Source organism: Streptomyces sp. NPDC004126, from assembly GCF_050275515.1.
In the GTDB taxonomy this organism is placed as follows: Bacteria; Actinomycetota; Actinomycetes; order Streptomycetales; family Streptomycetaceae; genus Streptomyces.
The window spans coordinates 40,918-58,208 of record NZ_JBNNPF010000012.1; the positions used below are offsets into that span (position 1 = coordinate 40,918).

Here is a 17,291-nt window from a genome sequence, read left to right on the forward strand (position 1 = left end):
CCGGTTCTGCAACCGGACGGTACGTTCTCCCATCAGGACTGACAGGGAGATACCACCGCTCGCCCGCTGGGCAGCCCCGACCGCTCGGAGTGAAGTTCGTTGCAGCAGCAGTACCCGCAGACATCGCCGTACGCGCAGCAGCCGCAGCCGTCGTACGGGCACCCGCCCATGGGCCGCGGCCCCGGTCACGGGCCCGGCGCCGGCACGGAGCAGCTGTGCGTGCACTGCGGGCAGCCGCCGTTCGGCCCGCGCCGCCCGAAGCGGTCCAAGGCCAAGCTCTGGATCGGCGCGGCCGTGATCGCCGCACTGCTCGCCGGCGGGGGCGGCTACGCGTACTGGGGGACGGACTGGTTCGACGGCAACGGCGACGACGTCTCCTTCGCCAAGCCCAAGGCCCCGGCCCAGGGCGGCGCGGCCTCCGGCGGCGCGGCCGCGAACGGCCCCGACCCGGACATCTCGCTGCCGACGGGCCCCGCCGCACAGTTCAAGCAGTCGAGCAAGCTCGACGACGGCACCCGAATATCGAAGACCCGCCTCAAGGGCGCCAAGTCCGGCTTCGAGGGCGACGTCTGGGTGTGGACGCCCAAGGAGTACGACGAGGCGAAGTACGCCAACAGCGCCTTCCCCGTGATGATCGCCCTCCCCGGCGGCAACGGCTACCCCGACAACTACTGGGCGACCATGCCCAACATCGGCCTCCAGAAGGCGATAGCGGAGGCCTCCGCCAAGGGCAAGGGCCTGCCCTTCATCCTGGTCATGCCGCTGCTCAACCCCGACAGCAAGAACTACTACGACGGCTCCGACATCCCCGGACAGCCCAAGATGGGCACCTGGATCGCCGAGGACGTCCCCGACCTGGCCAAGGCCAACTTCCGCACGTACAAGTCCCGCGACGGCTGGGCCATCATGGGCAACTCCTCCGGCGCCTTCGTGGGCCTCAAGCAGGTCATGCAGCACCCGGAGAAGTTCCGGGGCGTGATCGCGAACGGCGGCGAGACGGCCCCCGACTCCCCGCTGTGGAAGAACAACAAGGCGGAGATGGACGCCAACGACCCCGCCAAACTGGCTCAGAAGCTGATCCAGTCGAAGGGGCCGGAGGTCTACGTCAACTTCCAGTACGGGACGAAGGAGGGCGGCCGGGACCGGCTGGAGAAGTTCCAGCGCGAGAACGGCAAGGGCCCCATCAAGATCGACCTGTACGAGATCCAGGGCGGCGACCACAACGGCTGGGACTACGTGCGCGGCATGAGGGAACAGGGCCTGGAGGCCCTGAGCAAGGTCATGAAGGGCCCGAAGCCGAGCGGCGGCTGAGGCCTTCAGGCCACCGGGGCCAGACGCCCGGCGATCTCCCCGGCCGCGGTCAGCGGCAGCGCGTGGTGCGGGACCCCGTCCATGACGTCGACCCGCGCGCCCGGCAGCGCCCGGCGCGCCGCCTCCGCGACCTTGCGGGAGTCGTGGCAGCGCGCCCGCCCCGCGAAGAGGACCTCCACCGGCAGCTCCCCGAGCCCGGCGAGGTCGGGGCGCGGGCCGGTGACCGGCCGCACGGTGGGGAAGGCGGCCGCCTCCTCCTGGACCCGCGCCCAGGCGGGGTCGAACGCCGCCCCGCCGGCCTCCCAGGCCAGGAAGGACCGGATCCGGGCCGGGGTGGGCCGCACCAGCATCGGCAGCGCCCGCAGCACGTAGCCGGGACGCAGCCCGGCGAAGACCTGGGTCGGGTCGAGCAGCACGAGCCGGTCCAGCCGGTCGGGCCGCCGGGCGGCGACGTGGGCTGCCGCGTGGGCGGCGATCCAGGCCCCGTAGGAGTGCCCGGCCAGGGTCACGGGGCGGTCGCCGAGGCCGTCGAGGGCGCAGAGCCCGTCGAGCAGCGCGTCGAACCAGGCGGTGAGGTCCCCGGCACGGCGCAACGGCCGCCCGGACGCCGGAACACTGAGCCCGGGTTCCCCCACCAGGTCAACGGCGTACACCCGCCGGCTCCGCCCGAGCCCGGCCGCGACGCAGGCCCCCCACACGGTGGAGGTGGCCCCGCCGCCGGGCAACAGCACCACCGGCGGGGCCCCGGCGGGACCGCAGCCGTTGACCCGGGTGACCCCGTACGGGGTGGGCACGTCGAGGGCCTCGACGGGGCCGGGCCACCGGGCGAGCGCCTCGTCGTAGGCGGTGCGGAAGGGGGTGTGGATGGGGGTGTGGATGGGGGTGCGGGACATGGCCTACTCCGATCCCTCGATGGGCGATAATCTCGCTCAGCGAGAGATACTAGGCTGGAGGCATGGTGGACGACAACCTTGAACTGGTGCACCTGCTGCGCGCGGTGACCGTCGAATTCGGCCTCCGGCAAGCGGAGTTCGCCGCCGCCAACGGCATGCACCCGACCGACGTACGGGCCCTGGTCTGCCTCCTCGACGCGGCCCGCGCGGCCGAAGCCGCCACCCCGGGCCTGCTGGGCACCCGACTCGGCCTCAACTCGGCCGGCACGACGGCGGTGGTGGACCGCCTGGAGCGCCTGGGCCACGTGGAACGCGTCCGCGACCCGGACGACCGCCGCCGCGTACTGGTACGGGTCACCCCGGGGGCGGTCGCGCTGGGGCGGGAGTTCTTCGGCCCGATGCTGGACGGCGTCGTCCAGGCCCTGACCCCCCTCTCCCCCGCCGAGCGGGAGACCATCCGCGCCTTCCTGACGGCGGCCCGGGCGGCGTTCACCCCCTGAGGGCGCACTCCGCCCACACGGTCTTCCCGACCAGCCGGTCGCAGACGCCCCAGGCGGCGGCAACACCCCCGACGATCCGGAGCCCGTACCCGTCCTCCCTGGGACGGGGCCGCCGGTCCCGCCGCCCGTCGGACACCTCGACGCGGATCGCGGCACCGAGGCGGGTGACCCGCAGCTCGAAGTCCCGCCCGGGCACCCGCCCGTGCGTCACGGCGTTGCCGGCGAGCTCGGCGATGACGAGGCCGACGTCGTCGGCGACCCCGGTGCCGTGGGGGATCCCCCAGGCGTGCAGCTGCACGAGCGCGAGATGCCGGGCGAGGCGGGCGCCGCGCGGGGTGGCACTGAACCGCTGGACGAAGACGAAGCCCTGGAGGGCGGCGTCCAGCCCGGTGACCAGGTCGGCCCAGGCCCGGTCCAGTTGGGGGAGGAGGTTGGCGAGCCATTCCGTTTCTTCGTCTGCGCCGGTCGCATCACGCATGACATTCCACCATTCGTTCGCGTACTCAATCGCCTTGCGTGAGGCCAGAGTTACGCAGGCGGGGCTACGATCGAAAGCGCTCGCGTGACCGACCCATGCGACGGTCGCGTCGGCATATGCCAGCAGGCTGACCTGCGCAGACTCTCTGATTTCAGCCGTGACCAACCTCATGGGAACGTGGGAAGGGGACGACCGTGGACTCGAACCCGCGCCGCCGATTCGCCGAGGAGCTCAGAAGCGCCCGGGAGCTACACCGCGAACGCCGACTGACCCAGACGGACCTCGCGCGAATGGCTCGGACGTCCAAGAGCACGATCAGCCGCGTGGAGTCGGGCAAGGGACCCATCCCGCCCGAGCTACCTTCGGCTCTAGACCAGATTTTCAGAACAGAAGGTTCCTTCAAGGGCTTGTACGACGCGATCACTGCGAACACCTTCGCGGCCATGCACCAACACCGTGTTGAGCTGGAGCGGAAAGCGATTTCCATCGGGGAGTGGTCCCAAACCGTCGTACCAGGGCTCCTCCAGACCCCCGATTACGCTCGGGCGATCATCCGCCAAGGCGACATCCGCGCCAACGAAGCTGAGCTCACAGCCGCCGTACAGCGGCGAATCGCCCGGCAGGAAATCTTCCACCGGGCCTCCCCTCCGGAGCTACGAGTGGTGCTATGCGAGTCGGTGCTCCACCGAAGCCTGCGACTGAAGGAAGTCATGCGTGACCAACTCGCGCTGCTCCTGACCCATATGGAGCGCCCCACCACACGCATTCGCGTATTGCCGTTCGACTCAGAGCCGCACCCGTTGATTTGTTATGACGCAAGCTTCCTGACAAGCCCAAAGCACGTGACCGTGGCGTGCATCGAGGCACCGCCCAATACCGCGGGAGTCGTCGCGGACCGCAAGTTCACACTGCGCGTGCAACGCGCCTTCGAGGACCTCATGGGCGAGGCCCTTCCAGAGAGGCAGAGCGCTGACCTGATCCAAGCGCAGATGGAAAGACTCTCGTAAGCCCCGTCCTACCGAGACCGGCACGCACGGTCAGCGGCCCGCCAAGGGCTCCTTCGCCGCGTCACGGCGACCACTCAGCCGGAGACCAGAGGCGAAGTGGCGTTTCAGCTGGTGAAAGGGATGGGCCGAACGGGTGAGGCCGTCGTTTCTGCGCTGTCGCGGGGATGGGCGGGGCGCCTAGAACGGTCGACATGATCAAGAACCTCGTGAGGCGCGGTCTGCCCGCGCTCGCCCTTGCCCTCCTGCCCGTCCTGACCGCCGTACCGGCCGCCGACGCGACCCCCGCCAACGCCGCCGCCGCGTCCCCCACCGCCCTCCGGAGCGACGCCCGCTTCAACGCCCCCTCCACCATCCGCAAGAACCAGGCCTGGACCTCCGGCAACGGCCGGACCATCCTGCGGGTCCAGGAGGACGGCAACTTCGTCCTCTACAAGGACGGCCGCGCGGCCTGGCAGGCCCCGAACGTCTGGCCCAAGGCCGCCACCGCCGTCATGCAGGAGGACGGCAACTTCGTCGTCTACGACAGCTCCGGCACCCCCGTCTGGGCCGCCGGCACCTGGTCCAAGGGCCGCTACCTCGCGGTCCAGGACGACGGCAACGCCGTCGTCTACGACGGCTCGGGCCGACCCGTCTGGGCCACCAACACCGGCGACTGACCGCAAGCGGAACGAAGGGCCTCGTCCGGCACCGGGCGGGGCCCTTCCCGCGTGGGGCGGGGGAAGGTGGGGCGGGGCCGGGGGCGGGATCCTCTCCGGCGGTAGTCAGGGAGGGTTTGGGGGTTTCCCGTCAGTCCCATCGTCCTTCCGCTTCGGCCCGGTCCCTCAAGGGCGCTCCCTGCGGTCGCGTCGCTTCGCGATGGCCTTCGGCCACCCTTGACCGACCGGCCCGAACCGGAAAGCCGAAAGACTGCCGGGAAACCCCCAAAAGGAACGGTCACAGGGGGAGACGAGCGAGAAGCGGTTCCGTCGGAGACGAGGCGAGGGGCCGGGGGCCGGCTCGCCGAGCATCCGGGCCCTCACGTCTGCGATTCCGGGCCGGGGGCCCGGCCACCCGCACGAGAGGCCGATCAGAGCAGCCCAGGGGACCGAGGGGCGCAGCAGATCGCTACGCGCTCCTCCCGTCTCAGCGTCCGACGACCGCCTTGGGCCGATACCCGCACCAGAGGGTGATCAGGACGGGCGGGAAGCTCGTGGGCGCGTCAGATCGCTACGCGCTTCCCTGATCTCGGCGTCTGCCTGCCTCGCCGTCACCTTTCGATGTCGAAGGCCTCAACTGTCGGCACGGGGTTCCCGCCGGTGTCCTTGCCGCCGATGGCGTAGACACACGTGCGGTTCAGGTTCGCCGGGCAGGGGGCGGTCGCCCCGGCCAGGGACCAGCGGGCGGTGGGGAGCGAGGGCAGCGTCGACCACACGTTGTCGACCGAGTTGTACGACTCCACCGTGTCCAGGACTTCGCCGCTCAACCCCGTGCCACCGACGGCGTAGAAGCAGGTTTCCGCCGGACGGGCCGGGCAGGGGGCCGCTGCTCCTGCCAGGTGCTTCCGGATGGTGGGGAGCGAGGGGAGCGTCGCCCAGACGTTGGCGCCTGGGTAGTACGCCGCCACCTTGCGGTGGTTCTCGTCGGGCTCGGCAGGACCGGGGGAGCCGCCCGCGACGTACACGCAGGTCTGCTGCTGTGACAGGACGGCGTGCGGACAAGGTCCCGCCGCTCCGGCGGGGGCTCCGTGGTCCGTGGGCAGGGAACGGAGGGTCGCCCATCGGTTCGTCGCAGGGCTGTAGGCCTCCACCGTGTTGGTGGAGGCGCCCAGGTTGAGGGCTTGGGACCCGCCGAGCGCGTACACGCACGTCCCGGTCAGGCCCGTGACACCGGCCGGGCACGGCGCGGTCGCCCCCGCCATCCAGGCACGGGCGTTGGGCAGCGGGGGCAGGGACACCCACCGGTTCGTGGCGGGGCTGTACGCCTCCACCGTGTCCATCGCGCTGAAGTCCACCCCGCCGCCCATCGCGTACACGCAGTTGCCGAACAGGCCCGCGAAGCCTGGGCACGGGGCGGTCGTCACCGCGACGGACCGTCGCGGTACGGGCAAGGGCGGCAAGGCCACCCACCGGTTGGTGGCCGGGCTGAACGCCTCCACCGTGTTGCCCGTCGTACCGCCGATGGCGTACACGCACGTACCGCTCAGGCCCGCAACGCCCGACGGGCACGCCGCCGCCGTCGCCGCGATGTCCGCGCGGCCCACGGGCAGCGGGGTGGTCGTCAGCCACGCCCCCTGCGCGTGCGCGGGACCGCCCGTCCACATCAACAGCGGTGCCAGAACCACGAGGAGGAGCCAGCGGTAGACCGCTCCCCTCCCCCGTCTCTCCACTCCGGCCATGGATTCCCCACTCTCGAAAGAATCGGACATTTCATCCATGGTGGAACGTCCATGCAGCGGCTCCACGGACGCCGGACGCGGCAAAAGACTGAAGCGGTCAGCCGGTGAGGTGTTCGTAGAGCGCCTGGTGGCCTTCGGAGGTGGGGTGGATGCCGTCGACGAGGAGGTCGGCCCTGTCGCGCAGGGGCTCCCACATGTCGACGAAGTCGACGTGGTTGTCGGCGCACCAGGTCCGCAGGGATTCGCGCAGCCTCAGGGCCCGGTCCCGGGTGAAGCGGAGACCCTCGTAGTCCCCGGTCCGTTCCTCGTCCAGCCAGATCGGCCCCAGGACGACCAGGCGCGCGTTGTGGGCGTGGGCGGTGGTCGCCAGGGCGTCGAGACCGTCCACGACGTTCGTCAGCCCGTCGACGTCCGGGGTTGCGAGGGGTACGGCGGAGTCGTTGATACCGGCGGCGACCACGATCGTGTCGGGCAGGCGAGGACCCAGAAGAGGGGGCGTCTGCTCGCTGACGGCGGCCAGGGTGGTACCGGGGATGGCGAGGTTGAAGACCCGGTGAGCGCTCTCGTTCTCCGCAATGTGTGCGGCCGCCAGGCGGGCGGCCCATCCGCCCTCCGGATCACACCGCCCGTAGGCGATGCTGTCGCCCACGATCACGATCCGCGCCGCCGGCTGCAGCGGCTTCGCGTCCAGGTACGCCCAGGCGCTCTCCCCGGAGGCGAGGAGCACCCGTCGTCGCGCGTAGTCGTCGACCTCGTAGTCGTCGGCCGCCGCCAACTGCTCGTCCGTGAGCTCAAGAACGACGCCTTCGACCGCACTGCCGATCCTCCGCTCCAGGATCAGGTGTACGTCGAGGCCGCTGGCGGCGATCACGTCGGGGTCGGTGATCTTCAGCGACCTGGTCGCGTACCCGGCCAGCGATGCGGGGCGACTGGGCACGACTTGGCCGAAGAGGGCCGTCTGGACCTTGGGATCCATCAACGTGCCGAACGAGAAGAGGATGTGGGGGCGCGAATCGCTCACGGTGATGCTTTCTTCAGAAATCGATCAGCTGTGTGGATCAAGGTACCCACTCCCCTCCCACCGTCTGGTGCGGATATCAGCCCCAGACGGCCGCCGGACGCTGAGAAATGAGGAGCGCGTAGCGATCTGACGCGCCTGTCGGCTCCCTGGGCTGGTCTTTTCGGCCTCTGGTGCGGGTATCGGCCCAAGGCGGTCGTCAGACGCTGAGACGTGAGGAGCGCGTAGCGATCTGACGCGCCTGCCGGACTCCTGGGCTGCTCTGATCGGCCTCTCGTGCGGGTGGCCGGGCCCCCGGCCCGGAGTCAGGACATCTGAGCGCCCGGATGCTCGGCGTGCCGGCCCCCGGCCCCTCGCCTCGTCACTGACGGGGCCGCTTCTCGCTCGTCTCCCCCTGTGACCGTTCCTTTTGGGGGTTTCCCGGCAGTCTTTCGGCTTTCCGGGGCGGGACGGCCTGTCAAGGGTGGCCGAAGGCCATCGCGAAGCGACGCGACCGCAGGGAGCGCCCTTGACAGGACGGCCCGACGCGGAAGGACGATGGGACTGACGGGAAACCCCCAAACCCTCCCCGATCCGGGCCAGGGAGATCCCGCCCCCCAGACCCCGCCCACCCCACCCCGCCCCGCGCCTTCACACCGCCCCCACCCCGCCCCCCTTAGGGTGGCCCGAGGAATAAATAGGACGAAACCACACCAAAGGACAGCCCCATGCCCGACCAGCACTCCCGCCCCACCCACCACCCCGGCCACCGGGGCGCCGACTGGATGTTCGGCGGGGTGTACGGGACCGTGCTGGCCAGTGGGCTGTTGGCCGCGCTGGACGAGCGGGGCGGGCACTACACCCCGCTCGCCGACGGCGCCTGGATCCTGGTCACCGCCGCCGCCGGGGCCCTCGCGCACGGCTACGCGCACCACATGGCCGACCACCAGCCCGACCGCCGGACCGGCGCCGGCGCGCACCGGTGGAGGTTGCTGGCCCGGGCCCTGTGGAACGAGTGGCCGATGATCGCGGCCACCCTCCCCACCCTGCTCCTGCTGCTGCTCGCCCAGATCGCGGGCTGGGAGCCGTACGGGGTGACGGCGGTCGGGCTCGGCCTGAACACGGCGCTGCTGTTCGCCTGGGGGGCCTTCGTGGCGTTGCGGGTCGGCTACCGGATCGCGTCCGCGCTGCTCATCGGCCTGGCCGATGCCGCGATCGGGCTGGTGATCATCGTCGCCAACGCCTTCATCAAGTAGGCAGCCGCCCGAGCTGCTCCTCCGCCTCGGCCAGGATCTGCGTCAGCCGGGCCCCGAACTCCGCCCCGCGCGGGTCCGGCACCCCCGTCCGGGCGGCGTCGAGCAGTGCGTCCAGGGCCCGCCCGTAGGCGCCCGGTACGTCGCTCCAGTCCGGCAGCGAGAAGACGCCCTCGGCGCCCCGCAGTTCCAGGCCCACCCCGGCGGCCGCGCGCGGCGCGCCCAGGCTGAGCACGGCGGTGCTGGCGGCTCCGGAGGCGTGCCGCAGGGCCAGCTGGACCACGTCGGACGGGCCCCGGGTGGCGGTGACGGCGGTGACCTCGCCGAGTACCGGGATCAGGACGGACAGGGCGTGCGGGCCGACGTCCCACAGGCCGCCCTTGGCCTTGCGCCAGGGCGAGTCGGCGTACGCGCTGGGCTCGCCGTCGGGCGGGAAGACCGCGCCGAGCCAGTGCGCGGAGGCGGTGAACCAGCCGGAGCGCCCGGCCTGTTCGCGGACCCACCCGGCGGTCGGCTCGGCGAAGCGCAGCGTCAGGAAGACGACGGAGGCGACGCCGTGGGCCGCCGCGGCGTCGGCGACGGCGCGGGCGTCCTCCGCGGTCGTGGCGACGGGCTTGTCGAGCAGCAGGTGGCAGCCGGCGGCGGCCGCGCGCACGGCGAGCGGGGCCTGGACGTCGGGCGGGAGGGCGAAGGCGGCGACGTCGCAGTCGGCGAACAGGGCGTCGGGGTCTTCGTACACCTTCACGCCGTACGCGTCGGCGAGCTCGGCCGCGGCTCCGGGGCGCCGGCCCCAGACTCCGGCGAACTCGGAGCCGGTGTGCGCGGCGAGGGCAGGGGCGTGGGTGCGGCGGGCCCAGGGGCCGGTGCCGAGGAGGCCGACGCGGGGGCGGGCGCGCCCGGGGCCGTCGCCCGGGCCGTCACCGATGGAGTTCAAATCATACGAAATGCTCACCCGCTCAGTCTGCCGCACTCGGACGGATGTACGGCGACCGACTCGATCAAGCCACCCGACCTGCGGCGTAAACCCCGGTAACACGGGGTTCACACATGGGCAACGGATGAGAAATCGCCACGGGGCACGCTGCGGTCAACACCGCAGCGTTCCGCAGCACCCGCAGAGTCAGGATGGTCCCGTGAGCTACAAGGCTGAGTACATCTGGATCGACGGCACCGAGCCGACGGCGAAGCTCCGCTCCAAGACGAAGATCCTCGCGGAAGGTGCGGAGCTGCCGATCTGGGGCTTCGACGGTTCGAGCACGAACCAGGCCGAGGGCCACGCCTCGGACCGGGTCCTCCAGCCCGTCTTCTCCTGCCCGGACCCGATCCGCGGCGGGAACGACCTCCTCGTCCTGTGCGAGGTCCTCAACATCGACATGACCCCGCACGAGTCGAACACCCGCGCGCTGCTGCGTCCGGTGGCGGAGAAGTTCGCCTCGCAGGAGGCCATCTTCGGCATCGAGCAGGAGTACACCTTCTTCGACGGCATCCGCCCGCTCGGCTTCCCGGTGGGCGGCTTCCCGGCGGCGCAGGGCGGCTACTACTGCGGTGTCGGAGCGGACGAGATCTTCGGCCGCGACATCGTCGAGAAGCACCTGGACCACTGCCTGGCCGCCGGCCTGGAGATCTCCGGCATCAACGCCGAGGTCATGCCCGGCCAGTGGGAGTTCCAGGTCGGCCCGCTGGGCCCGCTGGAGGTCTCCGACCAGCTGTGGATCGCGCGCTGGCTGCTGTACCGCACGGCCGAGGACTTCAACGTGTCGGCGACGCTGAACCCGAAGCCGGTGAAGGGCGACTGGAACGGCGCGGGCGCGCACACCAACTTCTCCACGAGGGCGATGCGCGAGGACTACCGCGCGATCATCTCGGCGTGCGAGGCGCTGGGCGAGGGCAGCAAGCCGCTGGACCACGTCAAGAACTACGGCGCGGGCATCGACGAGCGCCTTACGGGTCTGCACGAGACGGCCCCGTGGAACGAGTTCAGCTACGGCGTCTCGGACCGCGGCGCGTCGGTCCGCATCCCGTGGCAGGTGGAGAAGGACGGCAAGGGCTACATCGAGGACCGCCGCCCGAACGCGAACGTGGACCCGTACGTGGTGACCCGTCTGATCACGGACACCTGCTGCACGGGCCTGGAGAAGGACGGCCTGGTCTGACCGGCCGGGCCGGTCCCGACCGGACCGGCCCTGCCCTGCCCCCTCGCGGCGAAACGGCGGCGCCCGCCCTCCACTCCCGGAGGCGGGCGCCGCGGCCGTTGTCAGTGGGGCCTGTCACGGTGTCCCCATGAGCAGCAGCCGGCGCAGCGAGCGCTCCGACGACGCGATCCACCCCGTCAGGGTCCACACCGAGCCGGGTCGCCACCACGACCTCTCCGGCCCCGGGAGCCGCGGGCCGCTGTCCGCGCTCGTGGCGGGCCTGGGCGGGGACGGCGAGCGGTTCCTCGTCGTGAACCGGGTCCCGGACGACCCGGACGTCTACGTGCAGGTCTGGCACGAGACGGGCGGCGACTACCAGTTGGAGCACCGCGCGGGCGCGCCCGACCGGCACTTCCAGGCGTTCACGGACTCCGCGCAGGAGGTGGTGGAGGTGATGCTCCGCTGGGCGGCCCGGGAGGAGGAGTGGGACCGGGGGCCGGCCTGGGAGCGGCTGGACTTCCCGGTCGAGGAGGTGGCGCCGCTGGATCCGGAGGTGGCGCAGGAGCTGGCGGAGGCCGTGCGGGGCTGGCTGCGCTGCGGGTACGACGACCGGGCGGCGCTGACGGAGAACGCCGAGGAGTACCTGGTGTCCGGCGACGACCGGCCGGTGTCCCGGGCGCAGGCGGCGGACCTGGTGGACCGGCTGTGGCGGGAGCGGGTCGCGGAGCAGGCCGGCTGGGTGGGCGAGACCGACCCCGAGCGGTTGGCCCGGGCCTTCGAGGTGCTGGACGCGAGCGGGATCACCGCGCGGGAGAACTTCACCTGTTGCCGCACCTGCGGCCTCGGCGAGATCCACGCCGAGGGCGAGGAGGACGCGCGCGGCTTCGTCTTCTTCCACTCCCAGTGCACGGAGGGGGCGGCCGACGGCGGGGACCTGTGGCTCCTCTACGGGGGCTTCGAGTCCGACGAGGAGCTGACGGCCTCCGTGGGGCGGGAGGTGGTCGCGGCACTGGACGGTGTGGGGCTGGCGTGGACGTGGAACGGATCGGCCCACGATGCGATACGAGTGACCGGGATGGACTGGCGGAAGCGGCTTTCTGGCTGACGGTATGTCGGGATTGTGACGGGTCTACGAAGTCTTGACGACGGAATATGAGATTCCGATCCAGCAAGTGAGACGCAACCTGCCTCGGGCGCCTGGTTTCTGCTTCAATGGCGCTCATGGCCAGCCATTCGTACTTCCCGACAGGTCGCAGCGACCTGGAGCCGTTCTGGCCGTCCCGTCAGGATCACGACTTCGACCGGGTGTGTTGCCGCGCCGAGAACGCGCCGGCCCTCTAAAGCCTCCGGGACCCTCTCACCAGACCCGCCCCGGGGCCTTCGGTCTGCGCGGTACGCAACGACTACGTGCACTCGTACATGCACACGTACGTCTTCTGCCGATCACTCCGCGTGAAAGAGCTGACCACTCATGACGAACACCCGTTCCTTCGCTTCTGCCGCCTCCGCTGCGACCTCCGCTCCCCTGCCCTTCCCGCCCAGTCCCCGCCACCGGCTGCGCGCCGTGGACCGGGACGAGGTGGCCCGGGTGGTGGACCTGCTCCCGCCGGGCGCCACCTGGCTGCCCGCGCCCCAGCACGCCGTTCCCACGCTGCCGGGCCAGCCCCCGATGGTCGGCTACCTGGTCCTCGTACCGGCCGACCAGCAGCAGATCGCCTTCGCCCCGCAGTCCGTTCCGGTGCCCGTCGCCGGACCGGCCCCGCACGCCCAGTCTGCGTCCGGGCCGTCGACGACGACCGGAGACGCGCTCGTGCGGATCGACTCCGCGCAGCGCACGGCCGAGGTCGACGGCGAACTGCTGGACCTGACCTACCTGGAGTTCGAACTGCTCGCCCACCTGGTGGCCCACCCGCACCGGGTGCACAGCCGCGACCAGCTGGTGACGACGGTGTGGGGCTACGGGCACGTCGGCGACGGCCGGACCGTCGACGTCCACATCGCCCGGCTGCGCCGCAAGCTGGGCGCGGCGCACCGCGGCGCGATCCAGACCGTCCGCCGCGTGGGGTACAAGTACACGCCCTGACGCCCGGGCCGACGCCCGGCACCCGGGGCCGGCGCCTGACATGCCGGTGGGCCCGTACGCGCTCTCGCGCGTACGGGCCCACCGTCGTTCAGGCCCCGGTCAGGCGGCGGCGTTCGCCCCGCGACGGCGCGCGGCGAAGCCGACGGCCAGGTCGATGACGAGGAAGGCCACCAGGCTGAGCCCCAGCAGCGGGACGAACCAGCCCACGACCGCCGTCGCGCAGGCGAGCGGCAGCAGCACGGTCACCGGCAGCTTCCGCCAGGCGCCGCGCGGCTGGGCGCGGCCGACCGAGCGGCGGTTCTCCTTGGTGGGGCGGCGCATCCACCACATCCGGTAGCCCCAGACGATCAGGAACATCACGGCGACGGCGAGGGCGGCCAGCGCGATCTGGTTGGCGAGGCCGAAGGTCAGGCCCATGTGCAGGTCGATGCCGAAGCGGGTCAGCTGGGCCAGCAGCGGGTAGTCGGCGAAGCGCAGCGTGTCCATGACCCGGCCGTCGGCGGGGTCGACGGCGACGGAGTCCAGGTGGACCGGCAGCGTCTTGTCGTTCTCCTTGATCACGTAGCCCTTGCCCTTGGCGGGCAGGGTGACGCGCAGGCTCTCGGTGACTCCGGCGGCCCGGGCGGCCTCCACGGCCTTGTCGATGCCGATGTCGGTGACGGGGGCGGGCGGGGGCATCTCCATGCCGTCGGGCATGACGTGCCCGGCGTGCTCGTCGCCCGCGTCGGCGCCGGCGGCCGCGCCGGGGTTCAGCTTGGCGGCGACGGAGGGGGTGGCTCCGCCGAGTCGGTCCTGGAGCTGCCCGATGTTCTCGCCGGCGTAGTTGGACCAGGTCAGGCCGGTCGCGGAGAGGCCGACGAGGCCGACGGTGGCCCACAGGCCGACGGTGCCGTGCCAGGAGAGGGTCTTGCGGCGGCCGGTGGCCTTGCGGTCGGGCACGACGAGGTCGGCCTTGCGGGCGCGGCGGCGGCCGAACCACAGGGCGAGGCCGCCGAGGGCGACGACCCACAGCCAGCTGGCGGCGAGTTCGCTGTAGTTGCGGCCGAACTCGCCGAGCTGGAGGCTCGCGTGGAACTCGCTCAGCCAGGCGCGCAGCGGCAGCGCGTCACCGGAGGTGGTGAGCTGCCCGCGGACCTCGGTGGTGTAGGGGTCGACGAAGACGGTGAGGGTCTTCCCCTCCGCGAGGCCCGGCTTCTCCATGATGACCCGGGTGGTCGCGTCGGCCTCGGGCGCGGGCCAGACGCCGAGCACCTTGCCCTCGGGGGCGGCGGCCTGGGCGGCCTTCACCTGGGTGCCGAGCGGCACGGCGGCTTCGCCGACGCTGTCGACGGTCAGCTCGTGGGAGTAGAGGATGCGCTCGGCCTGCCACGAGCCGGCGTACAGCAGTCCGGTGGCGGCGGCGAGGAAGAGGAACGGGGCTATCAGCAGTCCCGCGTAGAAGTGCATGCGCAGGAGCAGCGGCCGCAGCGCGGCCCAGCCCCCGCCGGTGCGGCGGGGGGATTTGGCAGGGGCTTCGGCGGTGTCGTCGGCGGCGGCCGGGGCGGCGGCGTCGGGCGCGTCGGGCGCAACGGCGGCGTCGGCCGCGTCGGCGTCCCGGGCGGGGCCGTGCTGGAGTTCGTCAAGGGACATGTCGGTCCTCGGGTTCGGCGAAACGGGGGGGGACCAGCCCCGGGTTCCGCTCCGTCCGACGTCCGGGAGCGCGCCGGTCAGGCGCGCGCGGGCTGCGGAACGGGTGCCGCCGGTACCGCTCCGGCCGGTGCGTGCGCGCGCGAAGGGGCGCACCGGCGGCCCGCGGCGACGCGGTGTGCGTACGCGGCGGGGGCCGTCGGCCGGGCGGGGCTCTGGCGGCACGGCCTCGGGGCCGTGCTGTGGGTGTCTCGCCACCCGGGCGGGCCGCGGCGGACCGCGGTGTGGGCGTGTACGGCTCCGCGCAGCCGGCGCGGGCGTTCGTACGCGGGGCGGCGCGCGGGCGGCGCCGGTGCGGGGGCCGGCCGGGTCAGCAGCAGCGCGAGGACGCGGGCGAGCGGCCGGGCGGCGAGCAGCGCCGCGGCGCCGAGGACCCGGGCGAGCCGGAAGACGGCGGCCTCGCCCCAGGCGAGCCAGGCGGCGCAGAAGAGCCCGGCGAGGACGTGCGCGGCGATCATCCCGAGACCGCCGTGTCCCGCCATGCCGGCCATGTCGGCCATGCCGCCCGCCATGTCACCGGCGCCCGCCGCGGCGTCGGCCGCCGCGGCGGTGCCCGTGGGGGCGTCCATCCGCATGCCGGGTACGTGGTGGTGTCCGGGCATCGGCTCGGCGAGGGCGGGGGCGGGCGCGGTGTGCCCGTGTCCCGCGGCCTGGCCGGCGGAGAAGGCGAGGTGCAGGACCCCTTGTACGGCGAGCAGCGCGGCGGTGATGCCGGCCGGTCCGCAGCGCCGTCCGGCGGCGGCCCACGCGAGGGCCCCGGTGACGGCGAAGGCGGCCAGCAGGCTGCCGAGGGGGACATTCATCCCGGACATGTACGAATGCCCCACCGCACCCAATGCCACGCACACGGCCGCGAACATCGCGGCCCGCGTACCGCGCATCGGCGCACGGGGTGGGGATTCAGTCATGTTCCGGTCATGGTCTCACGGGGCCCGCCGCTGCCCGCAAGAGGGCCGTATCCGATCATGGACCGGTGAATCCATCGCCATGGTCATGGTCATTGCCGCTGGGAGCGGCCTACGCGGGCGGCGTCCAGCTCGGCGCCCACGCCCTCGAACGGCTGGATCCGGCCGAGCGGGAGCGGGTGCTGCGCGGCTGCTCGACGAACGTCGACAACCTCGACACCGGCCACTGGGAGACCCTGCTGAGCAGCGCCTTCGTGGTCGAGGAGCCCATGCCGCTGCCGTACGCCCTGCTGCTGGTCGCGGTCCTGGGCTACGCGGAGTACGCGTACGGCGCCTGGTGGACGGCCGCCGTCTTCCTCTTCGGGCACGCCGCGGCGACCCTCCTGGTCTACGGCGCCCTGCGCCGCACCGCCGACCGGCAGACCCGCCGGGCCCTGGACGTCGGCACGAGCTACGGCTTCAACGCCGTCCTGGGCGCCCTGACCTCGGCGCTGCCGCGCGGGACGGTGCGCAACGCGGCCCGGGCGGGCCTGCTGGCCGTCGCCGCGCAGCCGGTGCTGCGGCGCGGGCGGACCTTCACCGACGCCGGCCACCTCGTGGCGCTGGGCGTGGGGATAGGGCTGTCGGTCGCCATCGATTGTCTTTCCGGATCAAACCGTCGGAAAATCGCACATAACTAGCAACACGAACGAGCACCACCGGGCGCACCACCCGCATGCGGACCGCATACGCACCGCGCGATACGCACCGCGCGCCCGGACACGTCACGCACGAACGAGCCTCACCGCTGGAGCCGCCACGATGACCGCCACCCCTTCCACCACCGTCGCCAACCTCCGCGACCTCGGTGGCACCCCGCTCGCCGGCGGCCGCGCCGTCCGCCCCGGCCTCGTCCTGCGCGCGGGCGCCCTCGACCGGCTCGACCTCGACGCCGACCCGGCGGTGGCGGCACTGGGGCTGCGGACCGTCATCGACCTGCGCAGCGACGCCGAGCGGGCGGACCACCCCGACCGGATACCCGACGGGGTCCGGCTGCTGGTGCGCGACGTGCTGGCCGACAAGATGAGCGACCACCGGATGCCGGCCGCCACCCAGCTCAAGGACCTCCTCGGCGACCCGGCGGTGGCCGAGGAGCACCTCGGCGGCGGCAAGGCCCAGGCCCTCTTCGGCTCCGTGTACCGCTCCTTCGTCAGCACCGGCTCCGCGCACGCCGCGTACCGCACGCTGCTCACCGAGGCCGCCGACCCCGACGGGGGCCCGCTGCTCTTCCACTGCACCGCCGGCAAGGACCGTACGGGCTGGGGCGCGACGGTGGTCCTCGCGCTGCTCGGCGCCGACGACGACACCCTGATGGCCGAGTACCTGTCGGTGAATCCGGCGGTCAAGCAGGCCTTCGCCCCGATGATCGAGGGCTTCACCGCCGCGGGCGGTGACCCGGACATCGCGCTGGCGCTGATCGGGGTGTTCCCCTCCTACCTGGAGGCGGGTCTGGACGAGGTCCGCGTCCGCTACGGGTCGATGGAGAAGTACGTGCACGAGGGCCTCGGCGTCTCCGAGGAGACCGTGGCGGCGCTGCGCGCGAAGCTCATCGCCTGATCTGACCGGTACCGGGTGAAACCCCGGCAACCCGGCGCGTACACCTCGAAACGCGAAATTCCCCCGAACGGGTGCG

The 17,291-nt window shown here is 72.3% G+C and carries 17 protein-coding genes; 10 read left to right on the forward strand and 7 right to left on the reverse strand.

What is annotated here, in order from left to right:
- The first annotated feature begins 99 nt into the window (after positions 1 to 99).
- Positions 100 to 1,311: an alpha/beta hydrolase gene (locus ACQKM2_RS14085; RefSeq protein WP_427709451.1), complete on the forward strand. Its 1,212-nt coding sequence runs from the start codon at positions 100 to 102 to the stop codon at positions 1,309 to 1,311.
- 5 nt (positions 1,312 to 1,316) lie between these two features.
- Here the strand turns inward: ACQKM2_RS14085 and ACQKM2_RS14090 are convergent, their stop codons facing one another.
- Entirely contained in the window at positions 1,317 to 2,204 is an 888-nt protein-coding gene (locus ACQKM2_RS14090) for an alpha/beta fold hydrolase (protein ID WP_427709453.1), read from the reverse strand.
- Between the two features lie 62 nt (positions 2,205 to 2,266).
- Between ACQKM2_RS14090 and ACQKM2_RS14095 the strand changes: the two genes are divergently transcribed.
- Positions 2,267 to 2,704 (forward strand): MarR family winged helix-turn-helix transcriptional regulator, encoded by a 438-nt coding sequence (locus ACQKM2_RS14095; protein WP_427709455.1) that lies wholly within the window; start codon positions 2,267 to 2,269, stop codon positions 2,702 to 2,704.
- Here ACQKM2_RS14095 and ACQKM2_RS14100 read toward each other — a convergent pair.
- Entirely contained in the window at positions 2,694 to 3,182 is a 489-nt protein-coding gene (locus tag ACQKM2_RS14100) for an ATP-binding protein (protein ID WP_427709457.1), read from the reverse strand. The genes ACQKM2_RS14095 and ACQKM2_RS14100 overlap by 11 nt on opposite strands.
- A gap of 194 nt (positions 3,183 to 3,376) precedes the next feature.
- Here ACQKM2_RS14100 and ACQKM2_RS14105 point away from each other — a divergent pair, with 194 nt between their 5' ends.
- Both ACQKM2_RS14105 and ACQKM2_RS14110 read left to right on the forward strand, forming a co-directional pair.
- Positions 3,377 to 4,189, forward strand: coding sequence for a helix-turn-helix domain-containing protein (locus tag ACQKM2_RS14105; protein WP_427709459.1), 813 nt, complete (start codon positions 3,377 to 3,379; stop codon positions 4,187 to 4,189).
- 191 nt (positions 4,190 to 4,380) lie between these two features.
- Entirely contained in the window at positions 4,381 to 4,845 is a 465-nt protein-coding gene (locus ACQKM2_RS14110) for a hypothetical protein (RefSeq protein WP_427709461.1), read from the forward strand.
- Positions 4,846 to 5,435: 590 nt separating this feature from the next.
- On the opposite strand, the gene ACQKM2_RS14115 is transcribed toward ACQKM2_RS14110, so the two are convergent.
- Both ACQKM2_RS14115 and ACQKM2_RS14120 read right to left on the reverse strand, forming a co-directional pair.
- Entirely contained in the window at positions 5,436 to 6,509 is a 1,074-nt protein-coding gene (locus ACQKM2_RS14115) for a Kelch repeat-containing protein (RefSeq protein WP_427709463.1), read from the reverse strand.
- A 151-nt stretch (positions 6,510 to 6,660) separates the two neighbouring features.
- Entirely contained in the window at positions 6,661 to 7,584 is a 924-nt protein-coding gene (locus ACQKM2_RS14120) for a GDSL-type esterase/lipase family protein (protein WP_427709465.1), read from the reverse strand.
- 704 nt (positions 7,585 to 8,288) lie between these two features.
- Between ACQKM2_RS14120 and ACQKM2_RS14125 the strand changes: the two genes are divergently transcribed.
- Positions 8,289 to 8,816, forward strand: a complete 528-nt coding sequence (locus tag ACQKM2_RS14125; RefSeq protein ID WP_427709467.1) for a hypothetical protein — start codon at positions 8,289 to 8,291, stop codon at positions 8,814 to 8,816.
- Here the strand turns inward: ACQKM2_RS14125 and ACQKM2_RS14130 are convergent.
- Positions 8,809 to 9,747, reverse strand: coding sequence for a Gfo/Idh/MocA family protein (locus ACQKM2_RS14130; protein ID WP_427709660.1), 939 nt, complete (start codon positions 9,745 to 9,747; stop codon positions 8,809 to 8,811). The two genes, ACQKM2_RS14125 and ACQKM2_RS14130, sit on opposite strands and share 8 nt — an antisense overlap.
- A 199-nt stretch (positions 9,748 to 9,946) precedes the next feature.
- Between ACQKM2_RS14130 and glnII the strand changes: the two genes are divergently transcribed.
- From glnII to ACQKM2_RS14145, 3 genes are all read left to right on the forward strand, one after another.
- Positions 9,947 to 10,966: a glutamine synthetase gene (glnII, locus tag ACQKM2_RS14135; protein ID WP_427709469.1), complete on the forward strand. Its 1,020-nt coding sequence runs from the start codon at positions 9,947 to 9,949 to the stop codon at positions 10,964 to 10,966.
- A gap of 127 nt (positions 10,967 to 11,093) precedes the next feature.
- Positions 11,094 to 12,050, forward strand: a complete 957-nt coding sequence (locus ACQKM2_RS14140; protein WP_427709471.1) for a DUF6891 domain-containing protein — start codon at positions 11,094 to 11,096, stop codon at positions 12,048 to 12,050.
- 366 nt (positions 12,051 to 12,416) lie between these two features.
- Positions 12,417 to 13,028, forward strand: a complete 612-nt coding sequence (locus ACQKM2_RS14145; protein ID WP_427709473.1) for a winged helix-turn-helix domain-containing protein — start codon at positions 12,417 to 12,419, stop codon at positions 13,026 to 13,028.
- A gap of 99 nt (positions 13,029 to 13,127) precedes the next feature.
- Here ACQKM2_RS14145 and ACQKM2_RS14150 read toward each other — a convergent pair whose 3' ends face one another.
- Together ACQKM2_RS14150 and ACQKM2_RS14155 are read right to left on the reverse strand one after the other, a co-directional pair.
- The gene (locus ACQKM2_RS14150; RefSeq protein WP_427709475.1) at positions 13,128 to 14,657 is read right to left on the reverse strand and encodes a PepSY-associated TM helix domain-containing protein; all 1,530 of its coding nucleotides are present in this window, start codon (positions 14,655 to 14,657) and stop codon (positions 13,128 to 13,130) included.
- Between the two features lie 77 nt (positions 14,658 to 14,734).
- Positions 14,735 to 15,622 (reverse strand): hypothetical protein, encoded by an 888-nt coding sequence (locus tag ACQKM2_RS14155; RefSeq protein ID WP_427709477.1) that lies wholly within the window; start codon positions 15,620 to 15,622, stop codon positions 14,735 to 14,737.
- A 92-nt stretch (positions 15,623 to 15,714) separates the two neighbouring features.
- On the opposite strand from ACQKM2_RS14155, the gene ACQKM2_RS14160 reads away from it, so the two are divergent.
- Together ACQKM2_RS14160 and ACQKM2_RS14165 are read left to right on the forward strand one after the other, a co-directional pair.
- Positions 15,715 to 16,299, forward strand: a complete 585-nt coding sequence (locus ACQKM2_RS14160) for a rhomboid-like protein (RefSeq protein WP_427709479.1) — start codon at positions 15,715 to 15,717, stop codon at positions 16,297 to 16,299.
- A gap of 121 nt (positions 16,300 to 16,420) precedes the next feature.
- On the forward strand, positions 16,421 to 17,215 hold the full coding sequence (locus tag ACQKM2_RS14165) for a tyrosine-protein phosphatase (protein ID WP_427709481.1): 795 nt from the start codon (positions 16,421 to 16,423) through the stop codon (positions 17,213 to 17,215).
- Positions 17,216 to 17,291 lie beyond the last annotated feature (76 nt).